25 protein-coding genes and 1 pseudogene are annotated in these 22,863 nt (G+C 71.7%); 17 read left to right on the plus strand and 9 right to left on the minus strand.

Features of this window, described 5'->3' with window-relative positions; all coding sequences use genetic code 11:
• Positions 1 to 58: 58 nt before the first annotated feature.
• Positions 59 to 760 (plus strand): NUDIX hydrolase, encoded by a 702-nt coding sequence (locus ACFU6I_RS00990; protein WP_384360007.1) that lies wholly within the window; start codon positions 59 to 61, stop codon positions 758 to 760.
• 91 nt (positions 761 to 851) lie between these two features.
• Here ACFU6I_RS00990 and ACFU6I_RS00995 read toward each other — a convergent pair whose 3' ends face one another.
• The gene (locus ACFU6I_RS00995) at positions 852 to 1,817 is read right to left on the minus strand and encodes a DMT family transporter (protein ID WP_384360009.1); all 966 of its coding nucleotides are present in this window, start codon (positions 1,815 to 1,817) and stop codon (positions 852 to 854) included.
• 146 nt (positions 1,818 to 1,963) lie between these two features.
• Between ACFU6I_RS00995 and ACFU6I_RS01000 the strand changes: the two genes are divergently transcribed.
• A complete protein-coding gene (locus ACFU6I_RS01000) occupies positions 1,964 to 2,854 on the plus strand; it encodes a LysR family transcriptional regulator (RefSeq protein ID WP_384360011.1) in 891 nt (296 codons plus the stop codon).
• Positions 2,855 to 2,932: 78 nt separating this feature from the next.
• On the plus strand, positions 2,933 to 3,070 hold the full coding sequence (locus ACFU6I_RS01005) for a hypothetical protein (RefSeq protein ID WP_384360013.1): 138 nt from the start codon (positions 2,933 to 2,935) through the stop codon (positions 3,068 to 3,070).
• Between the two features lie 243 nt (positions 3,071 to 3,313).
• Here the strand turns inward: ACFU6I_RS01005 and ACFU6I_RS01010 are convergent, their stop codons facing one another.
• Positions 3,314 to 6,139, minus strand: a complete 2,826-nt coding sequence (locus tag ACFU6I_RS01010; RefSeq protein ID WP_384360015.1) for an FAD-binding and (Fe-S)-binding domain-containing protein — start codon at positions 6,137 to 6,139, stop codon at positions 3,314 to 3,316.
• Positions 6,140 to 6,409: 270 nt separating this feature from the next.
• Between ACFU6I_RS01010 and ACFU6I_RS01015 the strand changes: the two genes are divergently transcribed.
• From ACFU6I_RS01015 to serC, 7 genes are all read left to right on the plus strand, one after another.
• Positions 6,410 to 7,873: an ATP-binding protein gene (locus tag ACFU6I_RS01015; RefSeq protein WP_384360017.1), complete on the plus strand. Its 1,464-nt coding sequence runs from the start codon at positions 6,410 to 6,412 to the stop codon at positions 7,871 to 7,873.
• Positions 7,870 to 8,319, plus strand: a complete 450-nt coding sequence (locus ACFU6I_RS01020) for a roadblock/LC7 domain-containing protein (RefSeq protein ID WP_384360019.1) — start codon at positions 7,870 to 7,872, stop codon at positions 8,317 to 8,319. Before ACFU6I_RS01015 ends, ACFU6I_RS01020 begins: the two co-directional genes overlap by 4 nt.
• Positions 8,316 to 8,678: a DUF742 domain-containing protein gene (locus tag ACFU6I_RS01025; protein ID WP_266982896.1), complete on the plus strand. Its 363-nt coding sequence runs from the start codon at positions 8,316 to 8,318 to the stop codon at positions 8,676 to 8,678. Before ACFU6I_RS01020 ends, ACFU6I_RS01025 begins: the two co-directional genes overlap by 4 nt.
• Positions 8,659 to 9,309 (plus strand): ATP/GTP-binding protein, encoded by a 651-nt coding sequence (locus ACFU6I_RS01030; protein ID WP_376337096.1) that lies wholly within the window; start codon positions 8,659 to 8,661, stop codon positions 9,307 to 9,309. The genes ACFU6I_RS01025 and ACFU6I_RS01030 overlap by 20 nt, the downstream gene beginning before the upstream one ends.
• The gene (locus tag ACFU6I_RS01035; RefSeq protein ID WP_384360022.1) at positions 9,306 to 10,562 is read left to right on the plus strand and encodes a cytochrome P450; all 1,257 of its coding nucleotides are present in this window, start codon (positions 9,306 to 9,308) and stop codon (positions 10,560 to 10,562) included. The genes ACFU6I_RS01030 and ACFU6I_RS01035 overlap by 4 nt, the downstream gene beginning before the upstream one ends.
• On the plus strand, positions 10,559 to 11,767 hold the full coding sequence (locus ACFU6I_RS01040; RefSeq protein WP_384360024.1) for a cytochrome P450: 1,209 nt from the start codon (positions 10,559 to 10,561) through the stop codon (positions 11,765 to 11,767). The genes ACFU6I_RS01035 and ACFU6I_RS01040 overlap by 4 nt, the downstream gene beginning before the upstream one ends.
• 94 nt (positions 11,768 to 11,861) lie before the next feature.
• Positions 11,862 to 12,980 (plus strand): phosphoserine transaminase, encoded by a 1,119-nt coding sequence (gene serC / locus ACFU6I_RS01045; RefSeq protein WP_384360026.1) that lies wholly within the window; start codon positions 11,862 to 11,864, stop codon positions 12,978 to 12,980.
• Positions 12,981 to 13,043: 63 nt separating this feature from the next.
• On the opposite strand, the gene ACFU6I_RS01050 is transcribed toward serC, so the two are convergent.
• Entirely contained in the window at positions 13,044 to 13,241 is a 198-nt protein-coding gene (locus ACFU6I_RS01050; RefSeq protein WP_384360028.1) for a DUF4259 domain-containing protein, read from the minus strand.
• A 1-nt stretch (position 13,242) separates the two neighbouring features.
• On the opposite strand from ACFU6I_RS01050, the pseudogene ACFU6I_RS01055 reads away from it, so the two are divergent.
• A pseudogene (locus tag ACFU6I_RS01055) lies at positions 13,243 to 13,512 on the plus strand (DUF664 domain-containing protein); the annotation flags it as partial.
• Here the strand turns inward: ACFU6I_RS01055 and ACFU6I_RS01060 are convergent.
• Positions 13,487 to 14,014, minus strand: a complete 528-nt coding sequence (locus ACFU6I_RS01060) for a GNAT family N-acetyltransferase (RefSeq protein WP_384360030.1) — start codon at positions 14,012 to 14,014, stop codon at positions 13,487 to 13,489. The pseudogene ACFU6I_RS01055 and the gene ACFU6I_RS01060 sit on opposite strands and share 26 nt — an antisense overlap.
• Before the next feature lie 79 nt (positions 14,015 to 14,093).
• Positions 14,094 to 15,095: a WD40 repeat domain-containing protein gene (locus ACFU6I_RS01065; protein WP_384360032.1), complete on the minus strand. Its 1,002-nt coding sequence runs from the start codon at positions 15,093 to 15,095 to the stop codon at positions 14,094 to 14,096.
• A 58-nt stretch (positions 15,096 to 15,153) separates the two neighbouring features.
• Here ACFU6I_RS01065 and ACFU6I_RS01070 point away from each other — a divergent pair, with 58 nt between their 5' ends.
• The gene (locus ACFU6I_RS01070) at positions 15,154 to 15,849 is read left to right on the plus strand and encodes a GDSL-type esterase/lipase family protein (RefSeq protein WP_384360034.1); all 696 of its coding nucleotides are present in this window, start codon (positions 15,154 to 15,156) and stop codon (positions 15,847 to 15,849) included.
• A gap of 21 nt (positions 15,850 to 15,870) precedes the next feature.
• Here ACFU6I_RS01070 and ACFU6I_RS01075 read toward each other — a convergent pair whose 3' ends face one another.
• Both ACFU6I_RS01075 and ACFU6I_RS01080 read right to left on the minus strand, forming a co-directional pair.
• Positions 15,871 to 16,488, minus strand: coding sequence for a helix-turn-helix domain-containing protein (locus ACFU6I_RS01075; protein WP_384360036.1), 618 nt, complete (start codon positions 16,486 to 16,488; stop codon positions 15,871 to 15,873).
• Between the two features lie 36 nt (positions 16,489 to 16,524).
• Positions 16,525 to 17,130, minus strand: a complete 606-nt coding sequence (locus tag ACFU6I_RS01080; protein WP_384360038.1) for a TetR/AcrR family transcriptional regulator — start codon at positions 17,128 to 17,130, stop codon at positions 16,525 to 16,527.
• A gap of 157 nt (positions 17,131 to 17,287) precedes the next feature.
• Between ACFU6I_RS01080 and ACFU6I_RS01085 the strand changes: the two genes are divergently transcribed.
• Entirely contained in the window at positions 17,288 to 17,416 is a 129-nt protein-coding gene (locus ACFU6I_RS01085) for a hypothetical protein (RefSeq protein ID WP_384360040.1), read from the plus strand.
• Positions 17,417 to 17,590: 174 nt separating this feature from the next.
• Here ACFU6I_RS01085 and ACFU6I_RS01090 read toward each other — a convergent pair whose 3' ends face one another.
• Complete coding sequence (locus ACFU6I_RS01090) at positions 17,591 to 18,019, minus strand: hypothetical protein (RefSeq protein ID WP_384360042.1); 429 nt, start codon at positions 18,017 to 18,019, stop codon at positions 17,591 to 17,593.
• Positions 18,020 to 18,136: 117 nt separating this feature from the next.
• On the opposite strand from ACFU6I_RS01090, the gene ACFU6I_RS01095 reads away from it, so the two are divergent.
• Genes ACFU6I_RS01095 through ACFU6I_RS01110 form a run of 4 tightly spaced genes read left to right on the plus strand, consistent with a single transcriptional unit; the run spans position 18,137 to position 21,446 of the window.
• A complete protein-coding gene (locus ACFU6I_RS01095; protein ID WP_384360044.1) occupies positions 18,137 to 18,913 on the plus strand; it encodes a helix-turn-helix domain-containing protein in 777 nt (258 codons plus the stop codon).
• Positions 18,910 to 19,092: a DUF397 domain-containing protein gene (locus ACFU6I_RS01100; RefSeq protein WP_384360046.1), complete on the plus strand. Its 183-nt coding sequence runs from the start codon at positions 18,910 to 18,912 to the stop codon at positions 19,090 to 19,092. Before ACFU6I_RS01095 ends, ACFU6I_RS01100 begins: the two co-directional genes overlap by 4 nt.
• A 9-nt stretch (positions 19,093 to 19,101) precedes the next feature.
• Positions 19,102 to 20,385 (plus strand): ATP-binding protein, encoded by a 1,284-nt coding sequence (locus ACFU6I_RS01105; RefSeq protein ID WP_384360048.1) that lies wholly within the window; start codon positions 19,102 to 19,104, stop codon positions 20,383 to 20,385.
• Entirely contained in the window at positions 20,382 to 21,446 is a 1,065-nt protein-coding gene (locus ACFU6I_RS01110; RefSeq protein WP_384360050.1) for a tetratricopeptide repeat protein, read from the plus strand. The genes ACFU6I_RS01105 and ACFU6I_RS01110 overlap by 4 nt, the downstream gene beginning before the upstream one ends.
• 242 nt (positions 21,447 to 21,688) lie before the next feature.
• Here ACFU6I_RS01110 and ACFU6I_RS01115 read toward each other — a convergent pair whose 3' ends face one another.
• Complete coding sequence (locus ACFU6I_RS01115) at positions 21,689 to 22,789, minus strand: nuclear transport factor 2 family protein (protein WP_384360052.1); 1,101 nt, start codon at positions 22,787 to 22,789, stop codon at positions 21,689 to 21,691.
• Positions 22,790 to 22,863 lie beyond the last annotated feature (74 nt).

The following is a 22,863-nucleotide window of genomic DNA, read 5'->3' on the forward strand; positions in this document are numbered from 1 at the left end:
ATTAATTGATGCGTCCGCCTCCGGGGGCGGTCGGGGACCCGGCTGCTAGCCTCCGCCGATGGCTGACGAACCTCGCACCACGGGCGTGCGTTTCGACGACAACAGGCTTGTCCTGGAGCGGTATCGGGACGAGAGCGGCACCTACTACACCTTCCCGGGCGATGGCCGGGCCGCCGCCGGACCATCCGTCGCCCTGTCCCTGACCGAGGCGCTGCACGCCCGGATCCGTCCGGTCGGCACCGCGGAGAAGGTCCTCCGCGCCTGGTCGCAAGGATCGCTCCCGCAGGGCTCGGTCGCTCTGGACGACCCGACCACAGCCACGCCGAACCGGGTCCGCGGCGGCGCGATCGTCATCCGTGACCGGCGGATGCTGCTGATCCGCACGCCGGAGCGCCACTACGAGATCCCGGGCGGCGGGGTCGAGACCGGTGAGACACCGGAGGTGGCGGCGGTACGCGAACTGCGGGAGGAGACCGGCCTGCGCGGGACGGTCGTGCGCGAGGTGGCCCGGATCTGGCGGAACGGCAACCGCGGCCACTACTTCACGATGGAGGCCGAGGGCGAGGTGGGCGCACCCGAGACGCTGGACAACTACGGCGGCGTCCCGGCGTGGGTTCCCGTCTCCGAGCTGCCCACCACGCCGCTGTGGCCCCGCCGCCTGTCCTGGCGGATCGCCCACTGGCACACCGTCGGCTGGCCGGCGCCTCCGGCGGAACTCGCCGACTCCGTGGGGGACCTGCATGCGGCCTGCGCATGGTGAGGGCGAGGACCGGAGACCTGGATCCGGCGCGGATGCATGCGTATGTGGCACCGGTCGTCGGCCCGACGCCGCAGCCGGACACGGCGAGGCCCTAGTCGTTCGCCTTCCTGCGCCTGGCGCCGCCGACCTGGCTGCGGACCGCGCCCATGCTCGCCCCGATGACCAGGGCGATGGCGAGCGCGTCGGTGGCCGTCAGCGCCTGGTCGAGGATCAGGAATCCGGCCGTCGCCGCGATGGCCGGTTCCAGACTCATCAGTACCGCGAAAGTCGGCGCGGGCAGCCGGCGCAGCGCCATCAGTTCCAGCGTGTACGGCAGCACCGAGCTCATCAGGGCCACCGCCGCGCCCATCGCGAGCGTCGACGGGACCGCGAGCTTCGCGCCCGACTCCAGGATGCCCAGCGGGAGCGACAGGAGCGCGGCGACCGTCATCGCCAGGGCCAGGCCGTCGGCCTGCGGGAAGCGGCGGCCGGTGCGGGCGCTGAAGACGATGTACGCCGCCCACATCGCCCCGGCACCGAGCGCGAACGCGGCGCCGGCCGGGTCCAGGCGGTCGAAGCCGCCACCACCCAGCAGGAACACCCCGCCCAGCGCGAGCCCCGCCCAGACAAGATTGATCAGCCGGCGGGAGGCGGCGACCGAGAGCGCGAGGGGGCCGAGCACCTCCAGGGTGACGGCCGCGCCCAGCGGGATGCGGTCGAGCGCTTGATAGAAGAGCATGTTCATGGCGCCCATCGCGACGCCGAACGCGACCACCGTCCCCCAGTCGGACCGTGAGTGGCCGCGCCACTTCGGGCGGCAGACGATCAGCAGGACGACCGCGGCGACGGCCAGCCGGAGCGTGACCACGCCGAGCGCGCCCGCCCGCGGCATCAGGAGCGCCGCGACCGCCGAGCCGAACTGGACGGAGAGTCCGCCCGCGACCACCAGCGCCACCGGAGCGAGCGCCGCCCTGCGGCCGCCCGGTCGTGCGGGACCCGTCCGGTCGAGGGCGGACACCGCCTCCGGTACGGCGACGGCTGCTGCGGCCGGCTCCACGGCACTGCGCTGGTCATTCACGGGTGGCCTTCATCCTCGAAGAGTTCAATGTGTTGCACTTCGCAATTGAAGATACTGCACTCCTGCGGTGCGGCTCGTTTCTTCACCGTAGAGACGTCCGCGCGGCGCGTGAAATGCCGATTGCGCTCTCGTTATGCTCCACACGCATGAGCACAGGACAGGGCCCCGTCCGGCCCGTCGAGCTGCGTCATCTACGGGCCTTCCTCGCCGTCGCCGAAGCGGGCAACGTCACACGCGCCGCAGCCGCGCTCCGGCTCACCCAGCCCGCCGTCTCCCGCACCCTCGCCGCCCTGGAGCAGCACCTCGGCGTCCGGCTCGTCGACCGCTCCACCCATCACCTCTCCCTCACCCCCGAGGGCGTCGTCTTCCGTGACAAGGCCGCCGCGGCGGTCGCCGCCTTCGACGAGGCCGTCGACCCCGGTGGGCTGCGCCACTGGCCGCTGCGGCTCGGACACGCCTGGTCGGCGTTGGGCCCCTACACCACACCGCTGCTCCGCAGCTGGCAGCAGCGGCACCCGGAGACGCCCCTCGAACTGCTCCGGATCGACGACCGCACCGCCGGGCTCACCCGCGGCGAGGTCGACGCGGCGCTGCTGCGCGGACCCGTCGACGCGCCGGGGCTCGTCACCGAGGTGCTGTTGAGCGAGGACCGGGTGGCGGCGGTGACCGCGGACGGGCCGCTCGCCGCACACGCCACGCTCCGTCTCGCCGATCTCGCGGGCGGCCCGATCGTCCTGAACACCGTCTCCGGCACCACCACCGTCGACCTGTGGCCACGTGGCGCCCGGCCCGCCGCCACCGTCACCGTCGCCAACACCGACGACTGGCTGACCGCCATCGCGGCCGGGCGCGGCTCCGGGGTGTCGGCCGCCTCCACCGCCGACATGCATCCGCACGCGGGGGTCGCCTACCGCCCGCTCGTCGACGCCCCGACCGTCCCGCTGCTCCTCGCCCGACGCGACGCCCCGGGCCACCCGGCGCTGCCCGAACTCGCCTCGCTGGCCCACGAGATCATCGGGCGGAACATCGCCCCGTGAGGGAATGCCCGGGGGGTGCCGTGCGGTCGGGGTGCTGTGAACGCCGTGCGAGGGCAGGTCATCACCGGGGAAGCAACCATGACGTACGACGACATCACCGTGCACGGAACCGTCGCACCCGGCTTCGAAGGCGTACGGGACGCCTCGCCGCCGTGCTCGCCGATCCGGCCAGTGGGCCGGCGTACGGGTACACACGCCGTCGGTACGCCTTCCTAGGCGGGACGGCTCCGGAGAACGAGAGGCTGGTGGCGGCGGTGACGCGGGCGGTCGAGGCGGGCTGAGGCGGGTGCCTCCGGCGGGTGGCGAGGGTGGTGGAGCGTCCGGGTGGGGCGGGGATGCCTGTTCCCCGCCCCACCCCTTCCCGAACCCGGGGCACCGCCCCGGCCCTGCTGCTCGATCGCCGCAGGGGGGGCTTGATCGAGAGGAGCTCAGGCGCAGGGGGTGGAGCGGACGCTCTGGTCAGTTGCCGGAGGGGTGGGCATCGGGCCCGTCCAGTCCCTCCGCCAGCAGCTCCGCCAGGTGCCTCGCCCGCACACCCGCCAGCTGCGCCAGCTGGGTCCGGCACGAGAAACCGTCCGCCAGGATGTCCGTGCCGGGCTCCGCACCCCGTACCGACGGCAGCAGCTGCTCCTCCGCGCACGCCGCCGACACATCCCAGTGGCCCCGCTCGAAGCCGAAGTTCCCCGCAAGACCGCAGCACCCTCCACTCAACTCTCCTTCCAGACCGGCTCGTTCGCGCAGCCGGCGTTCGGCCGCATCACCGAGGACCGCGTGCTGGTGGCAATGGGTCTGGCCGGCGACCCGGCGGTTCAGGCGCGGCGGCTGCCAGTCGGGGGCGTACTCCTCCAGGTACTGGGCCAACGTCCGCACCGAACCCGCGAGTTCGGCGGCGCGGGGATCGTCGGGGAGGAGTTCCGGCAGATCCGTACGGAGAGTGGCGGCGCAGCTCGGTTCGAGGACGACGAGCGGGTCGCCGAGGAAGAGCCCCATCCGGTCGAGGGTGCGGCGCATGACCCTGCGGGCCTTGTCCAGTTGGCCCGTCGATACGTAGGTGAGTCCGCAGCACACGCGCCGTTCCGGGTACAGGGCTGTCCGGCCCGCAGCCGCCAGGACCCGGACGGCCGCCTTCCCGACCTCCGGGGAGAGGTGGTTGGTGAAGGTGTCCGGCCAGACGGTCACCACCTGATCGGTCGACAGGATCACCGTCCCGCGGCCCCTGCGCTTTCGGGCCCACCGGGTGAACGTCTCCCCCGCCAGCACCGGAATCGTCCGCTCCGCAGTGATGCCCGCCATTCGCTTCGCCGGTACGGCCAACGGGCGGATCCGGGCGAGCGCGTTCAGCACGGGCGCGACCGGGGCCGCGAGCCGCAGCCACTGCGGCAGCCGGCCCATCACGTAGTGGGTGACGGGCCGCAGCCGCCCCCGGTAGTGGTGGTGCAGGAACTCCGCCTTGTACGTGGCCATGTCCACGCCCACCGGGCAGTCGCTGCGGCACCCCTTGCAGGAGAGACAGAGGTCGAGCGCGTCCCGCACCTCCTTCGACCTCCAGCCCTCCGTGACGACCTCACCGGCGAGCATCTCGTGCAGCAGGCGGGCCCGGCCGCGGGTGGAGTGGGCCTCCTCGCCGGTCGCCCGGAAGGACGGGCACATCACGTCCGTGCCCGTCGGCTGCGCCGTACGGCATTTCGCGACGCCGACACATCGTCGTACGGCCGCCGTGAAGTCGCCGCCGTCGTGCGGGTAGCCGAAGGTGACGTCCACGGGACCTTTCGGCAGGACGTCGAAGCGGATGTTCTCGTCGAGGCGGGCGGGGCGGGCGAGGATGCCGGGGTTCATGCCGCCGTCCGGATCCCAGAGGTCCTTGAACCGGCCGAAGAGCGCGACGAGTTCGTCCCCGTACATCCGGGGCAGCAGCTCGGCCCGCGCCTGCCCGTCGCCGTGTTCGCCGCTCAGCGAGCCGCCGTGCGCGACGACGAGCGCGGCGAGCTCCTCGGAGAAGCGGCGGAAGCGGGCCAGACCGTCGCCGCTCAGCATGTCGAAGTCGATCCGCACGTGGATGCAGCCGTCGCCGAAGTGCCCGTACGGCGTGCCGCGCAGCCCGTGTGCGGTGAGCAGGGCGCGGAAGTCGCGCAGATACGGGCCGAGGCGGGCGGGCGGTACGGCGCAGTCCTCCCAGCCGGGCCAGGCCTCGCTGCCGTCCTGCATCCGGGTGGCGGTGCCGGACGCGTCCTCCCGGATGCGCCACAGGGCCCGCTGTCCGGCCGGGTCGGTGACGACGGCCCCGTCCACCGCGTCGGCAACCCGCAGGATCCGCTCGGCGTGCGCCCGTGCCTCGGCCGGGGTGTCCCCGCCCGTCTCGACGAAGAGCCAGGCTCCGCCGCGCGGCAGCCCGGCCGGTTCCCGTACGAGATCGGCGGCCATGCCCTCGACCGTCAGGGGGCGGTACGGGAGGAGGCCGGGGGCGGCTTCGGCGGCCGCGGACTCGTCGGCGTAACCGAGTACGGCGAGGGCGCGGGATCCGGGCGCCTCGACCAGTCGCACGGTCGCCTCCGTCATCACGCCGAGCGTGCCTTCGCTGCCGCAGAAGGCGCGGGCCAGGTCCGGGCCGCACTCGGGGAGCAGGGCGTCGAGGGCGTATCCGGAGATGCGGCGCGGGAGTTCGGGAAAGCCGGTGCGGAGGAGGGCGAGGTGGGAGCCGACCAGTTCGCGCAGGCCGGCGGGGGCGCCGTCCCACCTCCCCCGGTCGAGCCGGAGCGTGTCGCCGCCGTAGCGGGCGACGGTCAGTGCGTGGACGTTGTCGGCGGTGGTGCCCCAGGCCACCGAGTGGGAGCCGCAGGCGTTGTTGCCGATCATCCCGCCGAGCGTGCACCGGCTGTGCGTGGACGGGTCGGGGCCGAAGGTGAGGCCATGGGGTGCGGCGGCGGCGCGCAGGTCGTCCAGGACCACGCCCGGCTGGACGACGGCCGTCCGGGACGCGGCGTCCAGTTCGACGATCTTCCCCAGGTGGCGGGTGAGGTCGAGGACCACACCGGTGCCGGTGGCCTGCCCGGCGATGGAGGTGCCGCCGCCACGCGGCACGACGGGCACCTCGTGCGCACGGCAGACGGCGAGCGCGGCGGCGACGTCGTCGGCGTCGCGCGGGGCGACGACCCCGAGCGGCACCCGGCGGTAGTTGGAGGCGTCCATCGTCATCAGCGCCCGCGCGGTGGTGCCGAACTCCACCTCGCCGCGCACGGCACTGCCGAGGGCCCGCACAAGAGCGGTCCGGTCCTGTCGTTCAGCCATGGGCCCAGGATGCCGTTGGTCGGGGCGCTGGGCCCCGCGGCCCCCTCGCTTTTCCCCCGAATACGCCAATCCGTCGGAATACGTCGGATGCGTAGTCACATACGTAACAGAAAAGGCCACAAGGACTTCCCAAACAGATCGTCAATTCTCATATAGTGGCGACGACTTGATTAGGAATTATCAACTCCGGTTGATCACTTTCACCCTCTGCCGTACCGAAGTGTCCGGATACACCCCCTGTCCGTCGCCGTCCGCCCCCGAGGACTCCGCTTGCGCCCCACATCCCGGCCGACCGCACTGGCCCTGCTGGTCTCGGCGGCCGTCACCGGTTCCTGCTGCCTGTGGGCGGTCCTCGCCGCCCCCGCTTCGGTCAGAACCCCGCTGTCCTGGGGGGCGGGCGCCGCCGCCCTGCTGTTGTCCGCCGCCGTGGCCTTCGCCGTCCACGCCCGGGCCACCGCGCGCCTGCTGCGCGCGCACAACGCCGTCGAGGCCCAGCGGTTCAGCGCCGAGGCCTCGCGGCTGGTGTCGTCGTCCGCGGCCGAGGCCCAGCGGTTCACCGCGGAGGTGGCCAGGATCAAGGCCTCCGCGGCGGCCGAGAACGCGCGGATCACCGAGCTGGCCGCCGCGGAGACCGCCCGGCTGGAGGGCGAGGTCAAGCGGCTGCACGACGAGGTCGAGCGGCTGAGCGCGCGCGTGACCCGCAGCGAGACCGAGCGCTCCGCCGCGATCGCCTCCTGCGCCAACGCCGCCGGACGGATGCAGGCGCTCGCCACCAGCATGCTCGCCGACCTGCGCGAGATGGAGCACCGGCACTCCGCCGAGGACATTCTCGGCGATCTGCTGCACCTGGACCACCGCACCGCCCAGGCCGGCCGGCTGGCCGACTCCATCGCCGTGCTGACCGGTGCCCGTTCCGGGCGGCGCTGGGCGAAGCCGATCGTGATGGAGTCCATCCTGCGCGGCGCGATGGGCCGGATCAGCGGCTATCAGCGAGTACGTCTCCACTCGGCCAGCGACGTCGCGATCGCCGGCCACGCCGCCGAGGGTGTCATGCACGCGCTCGCCGAACTCCTCGACAACGCCGCCAACTTCTCGCCGCCCACCGCGGAAGTCCATGTGTACGTCGAGGAGGTGCCCGCCGGCATCGTCCTCACCGTCGAGGACAGCGGTCTGGTGATGAGCGATGTGCAGCTGCGGCGCGCCGAACGTGCGGTGTCCGCCGCCAACCAGGACCTGACCGGTCTGTCCGGCACCCGCCTCGGTCTCGCCGTCGTGGGCCGACTGGCCCGCAAGCACGGCCTGACGGTGTCCTTCCGACCGTCCGCGCGCGGCGGCACGGGGGCCCTGATGATGCTCCCGCAGGAACTGATCACCCGGACGCCGGTGACCGTCCCTGCGCCCGTCCCTGCGCCCGCCCCGGCGACGGAACCGGCGCCCGTCCCCACGCCCGCCCCCGCCCCGGCCGCCGAGCCGCCCGCCCCCGCGAACGCGGAGACCGGGTCCGGCTCCGCGTCCGATACCACCGGTGGCCTCCCCCGGTTCGGCGAGAGCGGCCTCCCCAAGCGCACCCGGGGCCGTACCCTCGCCGCCGCCGAATCCCGTAACAACGCCAACGGCACCGCCGCAACTCCCCGGCCCCGTACTTCCGACCCCAAGGAACAGGCAGCCCGCTTCAGCAGCTTCCGCCAGGCAGTACGGCCCAATCCCCCGCACCCGGAAGGCAACACCCGATGACCGCGACCACCGACGAGAAGCTCAACTGGCTACTGGAGGGGCTCCTGGAGCGCACCCCCGGTACCCGGCACGCCCTCGTCCTGTCCAGGGACGGCCTCAAGCTCTGCCGTACCCCCGAGCTCTCCGTCGATCAGGCCGACCAGCTGGCCGCGATATCGGCCGGCATCCAGAGCCTGTCGCACGGCGCCTCCGTCGAGTTCGGTGACGGTACCGGCGGCGTACGGTCCGCGATGGCCGAGTTCTACGGCGGCGTGCTGTTCATCGTCGAGGCGGGCGCGGGCGCCCATCTCGCGGTCGTCGCCTCGGAGGACTCCGACGTCGGCCTCATCGGCCACAACATGAGCGAGCTCGTCGAGCAGCTCGGCGAGCACCTGAGCGCCCCGCCGCGCTCCTCCGAAGCACCGTCCGACGCCACCGCAGCCGCCGACGCGACCGCTGCCGTATGACCCGCCCCCGTCCCGGCCGGGACGACGACCCGGACCGGCTGTACACCCTCACCGGTGGCCGCAGCCGGTCCGATTCGGACGCGTTCGACCTGGTGACGCTGGTGGTCTCCGAATGCGAGCCGGCCCCCGGCATGCAGTCGGAACACGTCACGATCCTGCGGATGTGTCAGAGCCCCACCGCGGTCGTCGAGATCGCGGCGGGGCTCGGGCTGCCCGTCAGCATCGTCCGGATCATGCTGTCCGACCTGCTGGACACCGGCCGGATCAGCGCCCGTCACCCCCGTACCGCCCGTGTCGCGGACCGGCTCCCCGACCCCGACATCCTGGAACAGGTGCTCGTTGGACTCCGCAACCTCTGACCGTGCCGCCCTGCAGGCGACGGCCGACAACGGACTGAAGATCGTCGTCGTCGGCGGCTTCGGGGTCGGCAAGACCACCATGGTCCGCTCCGTCAGCGAGATCCGTCCGCTGAACACGGAAGAGACCATGACCCGCGCGGGCGAGGCCGTCGACCACCTCGACGGTGTGCAGTCGAAGACGTCCACGACCGTCGCCTTCGACTTCGGCCGGATCTCCCTCGACGAACGCTCGGTGCTCTACCTCTTCGGCGCACCCGGTCAGGAACGCTTCTGGTTCCTGTGGGACCGGCTGTTCTCGGGCACGCTCGGCGCCGTCGTCCTCGTCGACACCCGCCGGCTCGCCGACTCCTGGTACGCGATCGACCGCCTGGAGCACCACGGCACGCCGTTCATCGTGGCGTGCAACGACTTCGGCGGCCCGCTCCACACCGAACAGCAGATTCGTGAGGCGCTCGACCTGTCGGACGACGTGCCCCTGGTGGAGTGCGACGCCCGGGACCGCTCGTCCAGCAAGTACGTACTGATCACGCTCGTCGAGCACCTCCATGCCCTCGCGCTCGGCACAGCGTCCGCCCCGTCCGCCGCCCGTCCGGAGACCACACCGGAGAAGACCCCGGAGCCGACCTCGTGACCCAGCCCCCGGCGCCGCCCTCCGGCTGCCCCGTGAACCACGGCCGCGCGCCGCTCTCCGGCCCCCGGTTCCAGACCGAACCGACCACGCTGTACCGGGAGATGCGCCGCGACCACGGAGCCGTGGCGCCCGTCGTCCTGGACGGCGACATCCCCGCCTGGCTGGTGCTCGGCTACCGCGAACTGCACCAGCTCACCGGCGACCCGGTGCTGTTCAGCCGCGACTCCGACCTGTGGAACCAGTGGGACCGCATCCCGGACGACTGGCCGCTGCTGCCGATGATCGGTCACAAGCAGCCGTCGATCCTGTACACCGTCGGCCCGCGCCACACCGAGCGCGCCGCGATGATCAGCAACGCGCTGGAGGCCGTCGACCCGTTCGCGCTCAGGCGGTACGCGGAGGAGTTCGCCGACACGCTCGTCGACGGGTTCTGCACCAAGGGCGCAACCGACATCATCGCCGACTACGCGATGCTGCTCCCCGCCCTCGTCCTGGCGAAGATCTACGGCTTCGGCGACACCATCGGTCACGCACTCGTCGGCTCGATCAACGACATGATCGACGGCCGGGAACGGGCCCTCGCCGGACAGCAGCACCTCGCCACGTCGATGATCCAGCTGCTGGCCGACAAGCACACCGAGCCCGGCGACGACGTCGCGACCCGGATGCTCGCCGACACCGGCGGCTTCACCGACGAGGAGGTCGCCCAGGACCTCATGGTCATGATGGCGGCGGGCCACCAGCCGACCGCCGACTGGATGGGCAACTCGCTGCGGCTGATGCTCACCGACGACCGGTTCGCCGCGTCGCTGTCGGGCGGCCGGCACAGCGTCGCCGAGGCGATGAACGAGGTGCTCTGGGAGGACACCCCGACGCAGAACGTCGCGGGCCGCTGGGCATCGCGCGACACCCACCTCGGCGGGCGTCACATCCAGGCGGGCGACCTGCTGCTGCTCGGCATCGCCGCCGCCAACGCGGACCCGCAGATCCGCACCGACGGCTCCTCGCTGACCGGCGGCAACAACGCGTTCCTCTCCTTCGGCCACGGCGAGCACCGCTGCCCGTTCCCCGCCCAGGAGACCGCCGAGGTCATCGCCCGTACCGGCATCGAGGTGCTTCTCGACCGGCTCCCGGACATCGACCTCGCGGTCCCCGCGGAACAGCTCACCCGCCGCCCGTCCCCCTGGCTGCGCGGCCTGACCGACCTGCCGGTGACCTTCACCCCCACCCCCGCCCTTGGAGGCCAGAGATGACCCGTATCGCCCTCGACCCCTTCGTCGCCGATCTCGACGGCGAGAGCGCCCGGCTGCGCGCGGCCGGCCCCCTCGCCGAGGTGGAGCTGCCGGGCGGGGTGCACTGCTACGCGGTCACCCACCACGCCGAGGCCCGCCAGCTGCTCACCGACAGCCGGATCGTGAAGGACATCAACGTCTGGGGCGCCTGGCAGCGCGGCGAGATACCGATGGACTGGCCGCTGATCGGCCTCGCCAACCCGGGCCGCTCCATGCTCACCGTCGACGGCGCGGACCACCGCCGGCTGCGCACCCTGGTCGCGCAGGCGCTGACGGTGAAGCGGGTGGAACGGCTGCGGGCCGGTATCGAGGCGCTGACCACAGCGAGCCTGGACCGGCTGGCGGCGCTGCCCCGGGGCGAGCAGGTCGACCTGAAGGCCGAGTTCGCGTACCCGCTGCCGATGAACGTGATCAGCGAGCTGATGGGGGTGGACGGCGCCGACCACCCGCGGCTGAAGGAGCTGTTCGAGAAGTTCTTCTCGACGCAGACGCCGCCGGAGGAGGTCCCGCAGATGATGGCGGACCTCGGCACGCTCTTCACGAGGATCGTCGACTCCAAGCGGGAGAACCCGGGCGACGACCTGACCAGCGCCCTGATCGCGGCCTCCGAGGACGGCGACCACCTCAGCGACGAGGAGATCGTCAACACCCTCCAGCTGATCATCGCTGCGGGCCACGAGACCACGATCAGTCTGATCGTGAACGCGGTCGTCGCACTCCAGACCCACCCGGAGCAGCGCAAGCAGGTGCTCAGCGGGGAGGTGCCGTGGGAGAACGTGATCGAGGAGACCCTGCGCTGGAACACTCCCACCTCGCACGTGCTGATCCGGTTCGCCACGGAGGATGTCGAGGTCGGCGACAGAGTGCTGCCGAAGGGCGAGGCGCTGATCGTCTCCTTCGGCGCGCTGGGCCGCGACGAGGCGCAGTACGGGCCCACCGCCGGTGACTTCGACATCACCCGCTCGCCCAACCGCCACATCGCCTTCGGCCACGGCCCGCACGTGTGCCCGGGCGCGGCGCTGTCCCGGCTGGAGGCGGGAGTGGCGCTGCCCGCGCTGTACGAGCGGTTCCCGGAGCTGGAGCTCGCCGTCCCGGCCTCCGAGCTGCGGAACAAGCCGATCGTCACCCAGAACGACCTGTACGACCTGCCGGTCGAACTGGGCTGACCCCGCCGCGCGATGTGGTCCATACGCCGGAGCGGGTGTCTCATCCGACGGACACGGCGCTCGACCGTGCCCATGAGGTACTACGCTCCGGTTCGTGGCCGATATCCAGATTCCCGCTGACATCAAGCCCTCCGACGGACGCTTCGGCGCCGGTCCTTCCAAGGTGCGGACGGAGGCGCTCGACGCGCTGGCCGCCACCGGAACGTCTCTGCTCGGTACGTCCCACCGCCAGGCCCCGGTCAAGAACCTGGTCGGCTCGGTCCGTCAGGGTGTACGCGACCTCTTCTCCCTCCCCGAGGGCTACGAGGTGATCCTGGGCAACGGTGGCTCGACCGCCTTCTGGGACATCGCGACGCACGGTCTGATCGAGACGAAGTCCCAGCACCTCAACTTCGGCGAGTTCTCGTCGAAGTTCGCGAAGGCCGCCAAGCTCGCCCCGTGGCTGGCCGACCCGACCGTGATCGCCTCGGACCCCGGCACCCACCCGGACCCGCGGGCCGAGGCGGGCGTCGACGTCTACGCCTTCACGCACAACGAAACCTCGACCGGTGTCGCCGCGCCGGTCGAGCGCGTCGCGGGCGCCGACGAGGGCTCCCTGGTCCTGGTGGACGCCACCTCCGGTGCGGGCGGCCTGCCGGTCGACATCACCGAGTCGGACGTCTACTACTTCGCCCCGCAGAAGTCCTTCGCCTCCGACGGCGGTCTCTGGATCGGTGTCTTCTCCCCGGCGGCCCTGGAACGCGCCGCGCGCATCCACGCGTCGGGCCGTCACATCCCGGAGTTCTTCAGCCTGCCCACGGCGATCGACAACTCCCTGAAGAACCAGACGTACAACACCCCGGCCCTCGCCACGCTCTTCCTCCTGAACGAGCAGCTGAACTGGCTGAACTCCCAGGGCGGCCTGGACTTCTCGGTCCGCCGCACGGCCACCTCGGCGCGGAACCTGTACGGATGGGCCGAGGAGTCGAAGTACGCGACCCCGTTCGTCTCCGACCCGGCGAAGCGCTCGGCCGTCATCGGCACGATCGACTTCGCGGACGACATCGACGCATCGGCGGTCGCCAAGGTGCTGCGCGCCAACGGCATCGTCGACACGGAGCCGTACCGCAAGCTGGGCCGCAACCAGCTGCGTGTCGCGATGTTCCCGGCGATCGACCCGGCGGACGTGCTGGCCCTGACGGCCTGCATCGACTACGTGATCGAGAAGCTGTAACGAGCAGCTGTACGCCTCCGAGGGGCCCCGGTACGGATCCGTACCGGGGCCCCTCGCCGTTGCTCACCCCGCCGCCTCCGCCAGGACCGCGCGGAGCCGGCCGATCCCTTCCTTCCACGGCTCCTCGTGCCCGCCCTCGCTCCACAGCTCCAGCAGCTCGGACGGCTCGGTCACCACCCGGTCGAGGGCCTGAACCGCGAGGTGCCGCAGCTCCACGGGCAGCTCGGGGAGCGGCTCGTCCGGCCCGTACGCCGTCGTCACCTACGCGCGCGCCCTCACCGCCGCGGACCGGGCGATAGAGGAGATCCCGCTCGACACGATCGGTACGGCATGGAACGGGCGGAAGGTGTCGATGCGCTGGGTGCTCATCCACATGCTGGAGGACGTCGTACGGCACGCCGGCCGCATGGACATCGTCCGCGAACTGATCGACGGGGCGACGGGCACCACGCGCAGAGCGCCTTCGCATAGGCCCGGCCGCCTCGTTCTCGATGTCGCGGACCTGCTCAGAACCGGGCAGCGCCGGAAGTGACGTCCGGGCGGCGCCACCGCCGCTCCCCGTCCTCCCACTCGTCGGTGGCCACGAGTCCCGCCGCCGCGGCCACCGCTGCGGACGCGGTGTGGTCGGGGTGGATGTGCGCGACGACCGTACGGACCGTGCCCCCGGTCAACAGGTGCGCCACCAGCCCGGCCGCCGCTTCCTTCGCATAGCCCAGGCCCTGCCACTCGGTGCCGACGACCCAGGCGATCTCGGCCCGGGGGCCCGCCACCGTGGCCTGGACCCAGCCCACGAGACGGCTGTCCGCGGGTACCCGGAGTACCCAGTTCCACCAGTGTTCGGCAGGGTCGGGCGAGCCGGCCTCCCAGCGGACGTAGCGGGCCCGGAGTGTGTCCAGGTCCTCCGGTGCGCCGCCCGTGTACGTGTGCAGGGCCGGGTCGGCGAGGACCGCCGCCATCTCGTCTGCGTGCACGGCTCGCAGCGGCAGTGCGTCGAGCCGCTCGGTCGAGAAGGCCTCGGGCCCCTGGTTCGTCATGGTGCCCGACCCTACGTGCGGCGCGTCACCGGATGGCTCCGGCCCCGGGACGTGCGCCGATGGGGTCGGGCGCGAACGGTCAGCCGCGCTTGCGGCGCCGGTTCATGAAGACGAGTGCGCCCACGGCGGCGAGCACCGCCGCTCCCACCAGTGTGCTGCCCTTCACCTCGCTGTCGCCCCCGCCCGCCCCGCCGGCGGCCGACGCACCGCCGCCGTCCTTCGACGGCGACTTGCTGTCACCGCCGCCGCTGCCGCCTGCGATGTCCACCCGTACCACCTCGCTCCGCGCGCCCTCCGAGCCGAACATCAGCGCCGAGCCGTCCGCCGTGTACGTCACCGACTCGGACTGTCCCTGCAACGGCGCACGGACCGGGTGGTCGGCGCCGAGCCGCCCGTCCTTGAACGCGTAGCCACGGGCGCTGAAGTAGGACCGCAGCACCAGTTCCTTCCCGTCCGGCGAGAACGCCCCGTCCGTCACCCACGGCACCTCGCCGACCCGCCGGAACACATTGGTCCGTCCGGTGGAGAGCTCGGCGGGTCCTTCGTACAGTCCGCCGCCGTCCTCGTTCTTCGAGGCGATGTAGACCCGGCCGGTCTTCGGGTGGACCATCAGCGCCTCGGCGTTGCGTGCTCCGTCCGCGTACTTCACGTCGAACTGGGTCGCCCGGACCGTCGCGTCCTTCAGCACCTTCGGCTCCGGGAACCGGTAGATCCAGACGTGGTCCCAGCTGCCGTTCAGGTTGTCGCCGATGTCGCCGACGTACAGGTTGCCGTCGGGTCCGAGCGAGATCGCCTCCACGTCGCGCGGCGCGCCGACCCCGCGCATGGTGATCGTCGCGACGGTCTTCCCGGTCCGGGAGTCGACGGCGTAGACGTACGGCCCGTCCTCGCTGTCGTTGTGCGTCCAGTAGATGCCCGGGTGGGCGCGGCTCGCGGCGAGGCCGCTGGACTCGGTGATCCGGGGGTCCTCGATCGTGAAGCTGCGGTCGGCGGACCCGTCGTCGGCCGTGGCCGGGGCGGCTGCCGCCCCGGCGAGGACGAGCAGCGCGGCGGCACCGGTGGCTGTCAGATACGAACGCATGGACCAAGTGTCCATCGTCACGTCGCAGCTCCGCGCGTTGATCCGCCATGATGGCGCCATGCGTTTTCTGTTCGTCGGCGATTCCATGACCATCGGCCGCGCCGGCGACTTCACCTGGCGCTACCGCATGTGGCAGCACCTCGAAGCGGCTTTCGACGGTCCGTACGAGATCGTCGGTCCCCGGACCGAGCTGTACGACACCGCGACGAACACCCCGGTCTCGTACGCGTACGGCGCCCCGGATTTCCCCGCCCCGGCACGCCGCCATCTGGCGGGCTGGGGAGAGGGATGGCTGCACATGGCCCCGGTGATCGCGGACACGGTCACCGCGACGCGTGCCGACGTGCTGCTCGTCTCGCTCGGCCTGATAGATCTCGGCTTCTACACGGACAGCGGGCAGACCGCCGAGAACGCCCGCGCGTTCATCGCGGCCGCCCGCACCGCGAACCCGCACATCAAGGCCGTGCTCCTGCCGGTCATCCCGAACATACGGGCCGAGTCGGACGTCCCGTTCGCCGCGGAGTGCGACCGCTTCAACGAGCTCCTTGCGAAGGCGGTCGCCGACCTCGACGAGCCGATGTCACCGGTCCTGCTGGCGTCGCACCCGGCCGGGTACGACATCCACACGGACACGTACGACGGCACGCACCCCGGCCCCACGGGTGAGCAGAAGCTGGCCGCGACGTTCGCCGACGCGATGCACCAGGCGTGGGGCGTGGGCGGGCCGTACGCGGGCGGCCGAACACATACGTGACGTCCGGCCGCCCCGGTGCCCTCACTTCTTGGTGGGCCGGGCCCGCACATGCATCCGTTCGCCCTGCGGCCCGAACAGGCTGAGAATCTCGACCGGTTCCGGCCCCGCGCTGGACCAGGCATGGGGCGTACGCGTGTCGAACTCGGCGACCTCCCCGGTGGTCAGTACGACATCGTGCTCGCCCAGCACCAGCCGCAGCCGCCCCGCCAGCACGTACAGCCACTCGTAGCCCTCGTGAGTCCGCTGCTCCAGGGGCACGGTCGCCCCTCGCCCGCCGGGCAGCACCATCTTGTACGCCTGGAGGCCACCGAGGTGGCGGGTCAGCGGCACGAATTTTTTGCCGCCGCGGGTGAAGGGACGCACATGGACGCGGGGGTCGCCGGTGGCGGGGGCGCCGACGAGTTCGTCGAGCGCGACCCCGTACGCCTTGGCCAGTGGCAGCAGCAGTTCCAGGGTCGGTTTGCGGCCGCCCGACTCCAGGCGGGAGAGGGTACTGACCGAGATCCCGGTCATCTCGCCCAGCTGGGCGAGAGTCGTGCCGCGCTCCCGGCGCAGGGCCCTCAGGCGCGACCCGACCCCGGTCAGGACTGCGGCGAACTCATCGCCGGCATCCGTATCCGCCTTCGCTCCGTCTCCCATCTCCCCATTATTCGCCGTACGGGAGAGCGGCGGCGGTCAGGGCGAGCCGAGCATGGTCAGGGAGAGCCGCGTGAGCTCTTCGGTCAGCCAGTCGGGCGTGACCTGGCGGGGGCGGCGGGCGTGGTGGGCGAGGAGTTCCTCGACCGAGTGGGTCATCACCGTGACCGCGACCCGCTGGTCCCCGTCACCCACCTCACCCCGCTCGGCGGCACGCTCGGCCTCACAGGTCAGGAACTCGGACCACATCGTCCGCCACATCGCGAGATGGTCGTCGACGGTGCGGCTCACGCCCAGCGTCTCGACGAACGCCACCCGCGCGGCCCGCGGATCGGCGGTGACCCCGCGCACATAGGCGGCGAAGAGGCGACGGAACCGTTCCTCCGTCGCGCACTCCTCCATGTCGTCGGAGAGCATGGCCGCCTCGGACGCGCGCAGTCCGCTGGTCGCCACCTCGTCGTACAGCGCGATCAGCAGCGCCTCGCGCGAGGTGAACTGCTGATGGAACGCGCGAATCGGCACGCGCGCCTCGGCGCAGAGCCGCTCGACGGTCGTGTGCGCGTAGCCGTACGCGGCGAACAGGTCCCGCCCGGCCCGCAGAAGCCGGCCACGCCACTGCGCCCGGTCCTCGGCGGACTCGGTCATCCCTGTTCCGCGGCTCACCACGGCATTCACCACAGGTCCTCCTTCGTCGGCCCGGAGTCGCTGTCATTGTCCTCGCTCCGCCCCGACGGCGGCGGATCCGCCACACCCACGGGCGGGGGGCGCGTGGCCGGACGACGCCGCCCGCCATCGTGGATCCATGGCCTGCCCCGACACCGCCGGTGACGACATCGACATCGACGCCACCGAGGCGTTCTTCACGTCGGCGCTTCCCAGGACCACCTGCACCCGGAACGAGCGAAACGGGTCACCGGACGGCTGCTCCTGACCATGCGACAGCATCCGGTCAGCGTCCCTCAGACCGGCCGGACCGACTGCCTGCCGTCGACGGGAGTGGGCACCGGCAGCACGGTGTCCAACCGCCGCAAGTTGACCTGTGGACTCCCGCTTCACCACGCAAACGGACCTTGCGCACGGCAACGCGCCTGCCGCGAGGGCCCCTTCAGGGGACCTCCGCCTCACCCGCCGGTACAGTCACCGTCAGTTCGTGCAGCAGCTCCGCATTCACGAACGGCGCCTCGGGCGTGGGTGGGGAGCGCCAGTCGAGCGGCCAGGTCAGCCCATGCAGCGCCGGCACCCCGACGAACGCCGCCGCCCGCCCGTCCCGGCTCATCACCTCCGCACCGGCCGGCCAGCGGTGGGCACGCGCGGTTTGCGGCGGCAACAGGAAATACATGCTCCGCGCCCCGATCCGCGAGCGCACGATGGGGCCCGCCCGAAAGTCGGTGAACTGCAGTATCTCGTAAGCGACTTGCTCGCCCCACAGGCCACCGATCCGTACGGCGTCGAAGTGGATGCCCGCATACCGAAGGGCATGCCCGCTCGCAGGCACCCACGAGGGCACCGGGTCCAGTGAACTTTTCCGTTCCATACGGAAAGCGTCGCGCCCCACACGTACCGTGACCAGGGACACAAGGCGTCTGTGCACTGTTGTGCACTCGGGAGGTGGGCTGTGCACTCGGGCGGCCAAGGGGGCGGCAACGCCCAGATGTTCGGGACGCTGTTGCGCTTCTTCCGGGAGCGGGCAGAGCTGTCGCAGGAGGCCCTGGGGCTGAAGGTCGGCTTCTCCAAGTCCCAGGTGGCGATGGTGGAACGGGGGCAGCGACCGCCGAAGGGCGACTTCATCGCGCGGGCGGACGAGGTGCTGGGTGCACAAGGTGCACTGCTGGCCGCAGGGGCAGAGTTGCGCCCCAGCCATTTGGCCTCATGGTTCGAAGAGTTCGCCTCGGTGGAGATCGGAGCCTCCGCACGGCACGAATACGAAACGCACGCAGTACCCGGTCTGCTTCAGACCGAGGAGCACGCCCGCGCGGTGTTCACCAACCACCACCCGTCTCTCGACGACGAAGAGATCGAGGGGCGGGTCGTGGCGCGATTGGAACGGCAGAAGCTTCTTACCCGCAGACCGGCGGCGGACATCGGCTTCGTACTGGAGCTGCATCCGCTCACGCGGCCCATCGGGGGCCGCCAGGTACGAAGAAGGCAGCTCCGCCACATCCTTGATGTCGCACAGCTGCGGAACGTACAGATTCAGGTGATGACCCCGGACCGGACGACTCACGCCGGGCTCAACGGCCCGTTCGTCCTGCTGGAGACGGCTGAACGGAACCGCCTCGCCTACGTCGAAGGGCAGAGCGGCAGCTTCTTCGTGAGTCAACAGCCCGACCTGGGCGACCTGTTCGGCAAGTATGGCATTCTGCGGGCGCAGGCGCTCAGCCCGGAAGCGTCCATGAAACTGATCGAAGAGGTGGCAGGGGAAGAATGAGCACCGACCTCAACTGGCTCAAGAGCAGCTACAGCGGCGACCAGGGCGGCAACTGCGTCGAGGTCGCCACCCGCCCCCGCACCGTCCACGTCCGCGACTCCAAGGACCTCACCGTCCCCGCCCTCGCCCTCTCCCCCGCCGCCTGGACCGCCTTTCTGGGATTCGCCACCGCTCAATAGGGTGTTGGCATGTCCAACGAGTCCCCGCTGATCCAGAGTCTGCGTACCGCTGTTGCCGCGGCGCCCTCCGACGTGCCTCTTCGGCTGCATCTCGCCGAGTTGTTGCTCGGCGAGGGGCTGAGCGACGCCGCCGTCGCCGAGGCTGCCGTCGCGCTTCAGCATGCGCCGGGCGACTCCGCCGCACGGGCTCTCATGGTCCGGGCCATGGGCATGCCCGCGGCCGCCCCGGAGGCACCGGATGCCCCCGAGGCACCGACCGCACCTGAGGCGCCCGCGGCACCGACCGCCGGGTTCGACTGGCGTGCCGCCGAGGACGAGATCAGGGGCGCCGTGCCGCCCCGCTTCGTCACATCCGAGACTCCCGGGGCCCCGGTCCCGGTGGACGGTCAGGACGCCCCGGGCGACGCCACCACCTGGGAGGTCGACACCCCGGGTTCCGTGACGCTCGCAGACGTCGGCGGCATGCACGAGATCAAGGAGCGCCTCGAAGCCGCGTTCCTCGCTCCCATGCGCAACCCCGAGCTCGGCCGGCTGTACGGAAAGAGCCTGCGCGGCGGGCTGTTGATGTACGGGCCGCCCGGGTGCGGGAAGACGTTCATCGCGCGGGCCGTCGCGGGAGAGCTCGGGGCGAGCTTCATGTCCGTGTCCATCAACGACGTGCTCGACATGTGGATGGGCAACTCCGAGCGCAACATGCACGAGGTCTTCGAGACCGCCCGCCGTCAGGCGCCGTGCGTGCTGTTCCTCGACGAGGTGGACGCGCTGGGCGCCAAGCGAAGCCGTATGCACCACGGCGGAATGCGCAACACCGTCAACCAACTGCTCACCGAGCTCGACGGCGTCGACGGGGCCAACGAGGGCGTGTTCGTGCTCGCCGCGACCAACGTCCCCTGGGACGTGGACATCGCACTGCGACGCCCCGGCCGGCTCGACCGCACCCTGCTCGTCCTGCCGCCGGACGCGCCGGCCCGCGAGGCGATCCTCCGCTACCACCTGCGCGACCGGCCGATCGAGTCCGTCGACCTGGGCAAGCTGGTCAAGGTCACCGAGGACCTGTCCGGCGCCGATCTGGCGCACCTCTGCGAGTCCGCGTCCGAGCGGGCGCTGCTCGACTCGACCCGTACCGGCACGGTCCGGATGATCAATATGAAGGACCTGCTGGCCGCGGCGAAGGAGGTCCGGCCGTCCACCGACCCCTGGTTCGCCTCGGCGCGCAACGTGGCGATGTTCGCCAACGAGGGCGGGATGTATGACGAGTTGCTCGCCTATCTGAAGAGGAAGCGCAAGCTGTGACCACCGCCGGGCAGGACCTCACCGAGCAGGCGTCCGCGCTGCTCTCGCTCGACCGCGTCGACGAGGCGAAGGCACTGCTGGCGAAGCGGCTGGCCCAGGACCCCGAGGACGTCCGGGCGTGGGCGAAGCTGGCCCGCTGCCATCTGCGGGTCAAGGAGTACGACAAGGTCATCGAGGCGACCGGGGCGGCGCTGGCGATCGACCCGGAGCACGTCGACGCGCTGATCGTCCGGACCTACGGGATGCGCCGGACGACGCGCCCCGACGAGTCCCTCGCGGCGGCGCAGGAGGCGGTGCGGCTCGCCCCGCACATGTGGCAGTCGTACGTCGCGCTCTCCGAGGCGCTCGGTGCCTGGCAGCCGCGCTGGCCCGAGGCGCTGCAGGCGGCGCAGGAGGCGGTCCGGCTGGGCCCGGAGGAGACCGGGGCATACTACGCACTGTGGAAGGCCGCCCTGCTCAACGGCCGGAGCGACCTCGTCGAGCTGGGGGTGCGCGAGACCCTGCGGATCGACCCCACCGACGCATGGGCGCTGCGCGAGCACGCGGACCGGCAGGCCGCGGCGCCCGGGGTGAAGCCGAAGCAGCGCGCCGAGGTGTACGCGTCGGCGCTGGCCGCCGACCCGGGTTCGGCGGGGCTGCGGCTGGGACTGGACCGGGCGGTGTTCCAGATGCTGCGCGGCACCCGGTGGCTCGCCGTGCTGAGCCTGCTGATGGCGGGCGCGGCGATCAACCTCTTCCCGTCCGACGGGGACGCGCCCGACCTGCCGCTGCCGCTCGGCAGGCGGCTCTACGTGCTGGCGTTGATCGGGGTGGTCTGGGCGTTCGGCGCGTGGCGGCGCTACCGGAAGCTGCGTGCGGGGGTGCAGCTGAGCGTGCGGTCGCTGGTGCGGCGGATGTTCTGGGCGCGGCTGGTGCTCGTGCAGGCGGTGCTGGGGACGCTCTGCGCGGTGGCGATCGCGGCGGTGCCGTGGACGGACCGGGGCGTTCCGCAGGTGATCTTCTGGGTGGGGCTCGCCCCGACGCTGCTGACGATCTGGTTCGACCGGCCGCGCACGAGGTAGGGACCGCCTGCCGCTGGCAGAACCTGCGGAGGAAGGGCTCGCACGGGGGACGCGAGTACAGCTTCGACCAGGAGCTGTACAAGCGCCGTCACGCCGTGGAATGCGGAATCAACCGCCTCGAGCGGCACAGGGCGGTGGCGACCCGGTACGACAGGCTCGCGGTCCGCTGGGAAGCCACCGTCCAGATCCCCGCCGTCAATGACCGGCTCCGAGCCCGTGCGTCGAACGGACCCTGGGCCGGGTCAGTATCCGATGGCCTCTCGGAGAAGCAGCACGGTGCCGCGCCCCGGGCGGGGTTCCGCGTTGAGGACGAGCAGCCGGTTGACGGCGCTGGGCACCCCGTACGCCGCCTGGGCGCGGGCGTTCTCCAGCGGGAGGGCGTGCTCCTCGACGCGGCGCAGCGCTGTGCTCAGGTCAGGCACCACCTTCTGCGCGCCGACGATCCAGACCGCGTGGGCGGCGCCGCCCGCGTTGGCAGGGAGTTGGCTGCCGCTGCCCGAGGCAAGAACGAGCGAGCCGGTCTCGGTGACCGCGGCGACGCTGTTGACGACGAATTCGGGGCTGGCGACCAGCCTTCGGATCTCGTCGGCGCCGGTGGCACGGTCGATGGCCAGGGCGCGCGGCCTGATGGCGTCGTACCGGCCACCGGCGTTGATGTCGTCGTCGATGCCGGACAGTCGGAGAGTCTCGCTGGCTCCGGTGAGCACGCTGGCGCCCTCGGGGACCAGGTCCTTGATGCGGGCGCGCGCGGCCGCGGCGTCGTCGAGGATCTCGGCGGCGAAGCCGCCCGCACGCAGCGCGGCGGCCACCCGCTCCAGTTGTTCGACCGATGCCGGGTCGGCGAAGGATGCGGCCGGAGCCGGGGCGGCCGTGGCGTCTGCCGGGTCGGTCCCGGAGCCCTGAGTCGCGTGGGGCGCCGTGCCCGCCAGCGGGGAGGTGTCGAGGTACCTGACCTCGTACACCCGCTCGGCGAACTTCCAGCCCTCCGCGGTGCGCTGGTAGCGGTCGTGGTAGACGGCGTAGTTCAGACCCTCGCGTCCGTCGAGGGTGCGCGCGAGTTCCTGGATGTAGGCGCGGCCGGTCGCGGTGTCGCCGTCGAGCAGGATCGTGCCGGGGTGTGTGTTCTGCACGAAGAAGTCCCACTGGCTCTGCAGCCGCTCGCCCCCGGCACGGATCTCCTCCGGGCCGACCATCTCGGCGGGGATGTTGGGCATGCGCAGGGCACCGTTCGGTGTGAACAGCGACGCCAGGCGGGGTCGGTCGCGCATCATCGCCGCGTCGGTGAACTCGCCGCGCAGTGCCTCGATCTCGACGCGGTCCGCGATGGCCTGGAAGTCGTTCATCGTCAGTCACCTCTCCGTCTTGTTCGTCCTCACCGTTACGACAACGCAGCCCTTCGGAATGTGAGGCGGCGGTC

Origin of the sequence: Streptomyces sp. NPDC057486 (assembly GCF_042802415.1) — a bacterium.
GTDB lineage: Bacteria > Actinomycetota > Actinomycetes > Streptomycetales > Streptomycetaceae > Streptomyces > Streptomyces yanii.

Coding starts and splice junctions, on each gene's coding strand:
- ACFU6I_RS01075 (WP_384360036.1), bottom strand. CDS start 16,488: ATGGGAGACGGAGCGAAGGCGGATACGGATGCCGGCGATGAGTTCGCC.
- ACFU6I_RS00990 (WP_384360007.1), top strand. CDS start 59: ATGGCTGACGAACCTCGCACCACGGGCGTGCGTTTCGACGACAACAGG.
- ACFU6I_RS01040 (WP_384360024.1), top strand. CDS start 10,559: ATGACCCGTATCGCCCTCGACCCCTTCGTCGCCGATCTCGACGGCGAG.
- ACFU6I_RS01095 (WP_384360044.1), top strand. CDS start 18,137: ATGTTCGGGACGCTGTTGCGCTTCTTCCGGGAGCGGGCAGAGCTGTCG.
- ACFU6I_RS01065 (WP_384360032.1), bottom strand. CDS start 15,095: ATGCGTTCGTATCTGACAGCCACCGGTGCCGCCGCGCTGCTCGTCCTC.
- ACFU6I_RS01060 (WP_384360030.1), bottom strand. CDS start 14,014: ATGACGAACCAGGGGCCCGAGGCCTTCTCGACCGAGCGGCTCGACGCA.
- ACFU6I_RS01025 (WP_266982896.1), top strand. CDS start 8,316: ATGACCCGCCCCCGTCCCGGCCGGGACGACGACCCGGACCGGCTGTAC.
- ACFU6I_RS01000 (WP_384360011.1), top strand. CDS start 1,964: ATGAGCACAGGACAGGGCCCCGTCCGGCCCGTCGAGCTGCGTCATCTA.
- ACFU6I_RS01020 (WP_384360019.1), top strand. CDS start 7,870: ATGACCGCGACCACCGACGAGAAGCTCAACTGGCTACTGGAGGGGCTC.
- ACFU6I_RS01090 (WP_384360042.1), bottom strand. CDS start 18,019: ATGGAACGGAAAAGTTCACTGGACCCGGTGCCCTCGTGGGTGCCTGCG.
- ACFU6I_RS01115 (WP_384360052.1), bottom strand. CDS start 22,789: ATGAACGACTTCCAGGCCATCGCGGACCGCGTCGAGATCGAGGCACTG.
- ACFU6I_RS01085 (WP_384360040.1), top strand. CDS start 17,288: ATGGCCTGCCCCGACACCGCCGGTGACGACATCGACATCGACGCCACC.
- ACFU6I_RS01070 (WP_384360034.1), top strand. CDS start 15,154: ATGCGTTTTCTGTTCGTCGGCGATTCCATGACCATCGGCCGCGCCGGC.
- ACFU6I_RS01010 (WP_384360015.1), bottom strand. CDS start 6,139: ATGGCTGAACGACAGGACCGGACCGCTCTTGTGCGGGCCCTCGGCAGT.
- ACFU6I_RS01105 (WP_384360048.1), top strand. CDS start 19,102: ATGTCCAACGAGTCCCCGCTGATCCAGAGTCTGCGTACCGCTGTTGCC.
- ACFU6I_RS01005 (WP_384360013.1), top strand. CDS start 2,933: ATGACGTACGACGACATCACCGTGCACGGAACCGTCGCACCCGGCTTC.
- ACFU6I_RS01100 (WP_384360046.1), top strand. CDS start 18,910: ATGAGCACCGACCTCAACTGGCTCAAGAGCAGCTACAGCGGCGACCAG.
- ACFU6I_RS01080 (WP_384360038.1), bottom strand. CDS start 17,130: ATGACCGAGTCCGCCGAGGACCGGGCGCAGTGGCGTGGCCGGCTTCTG.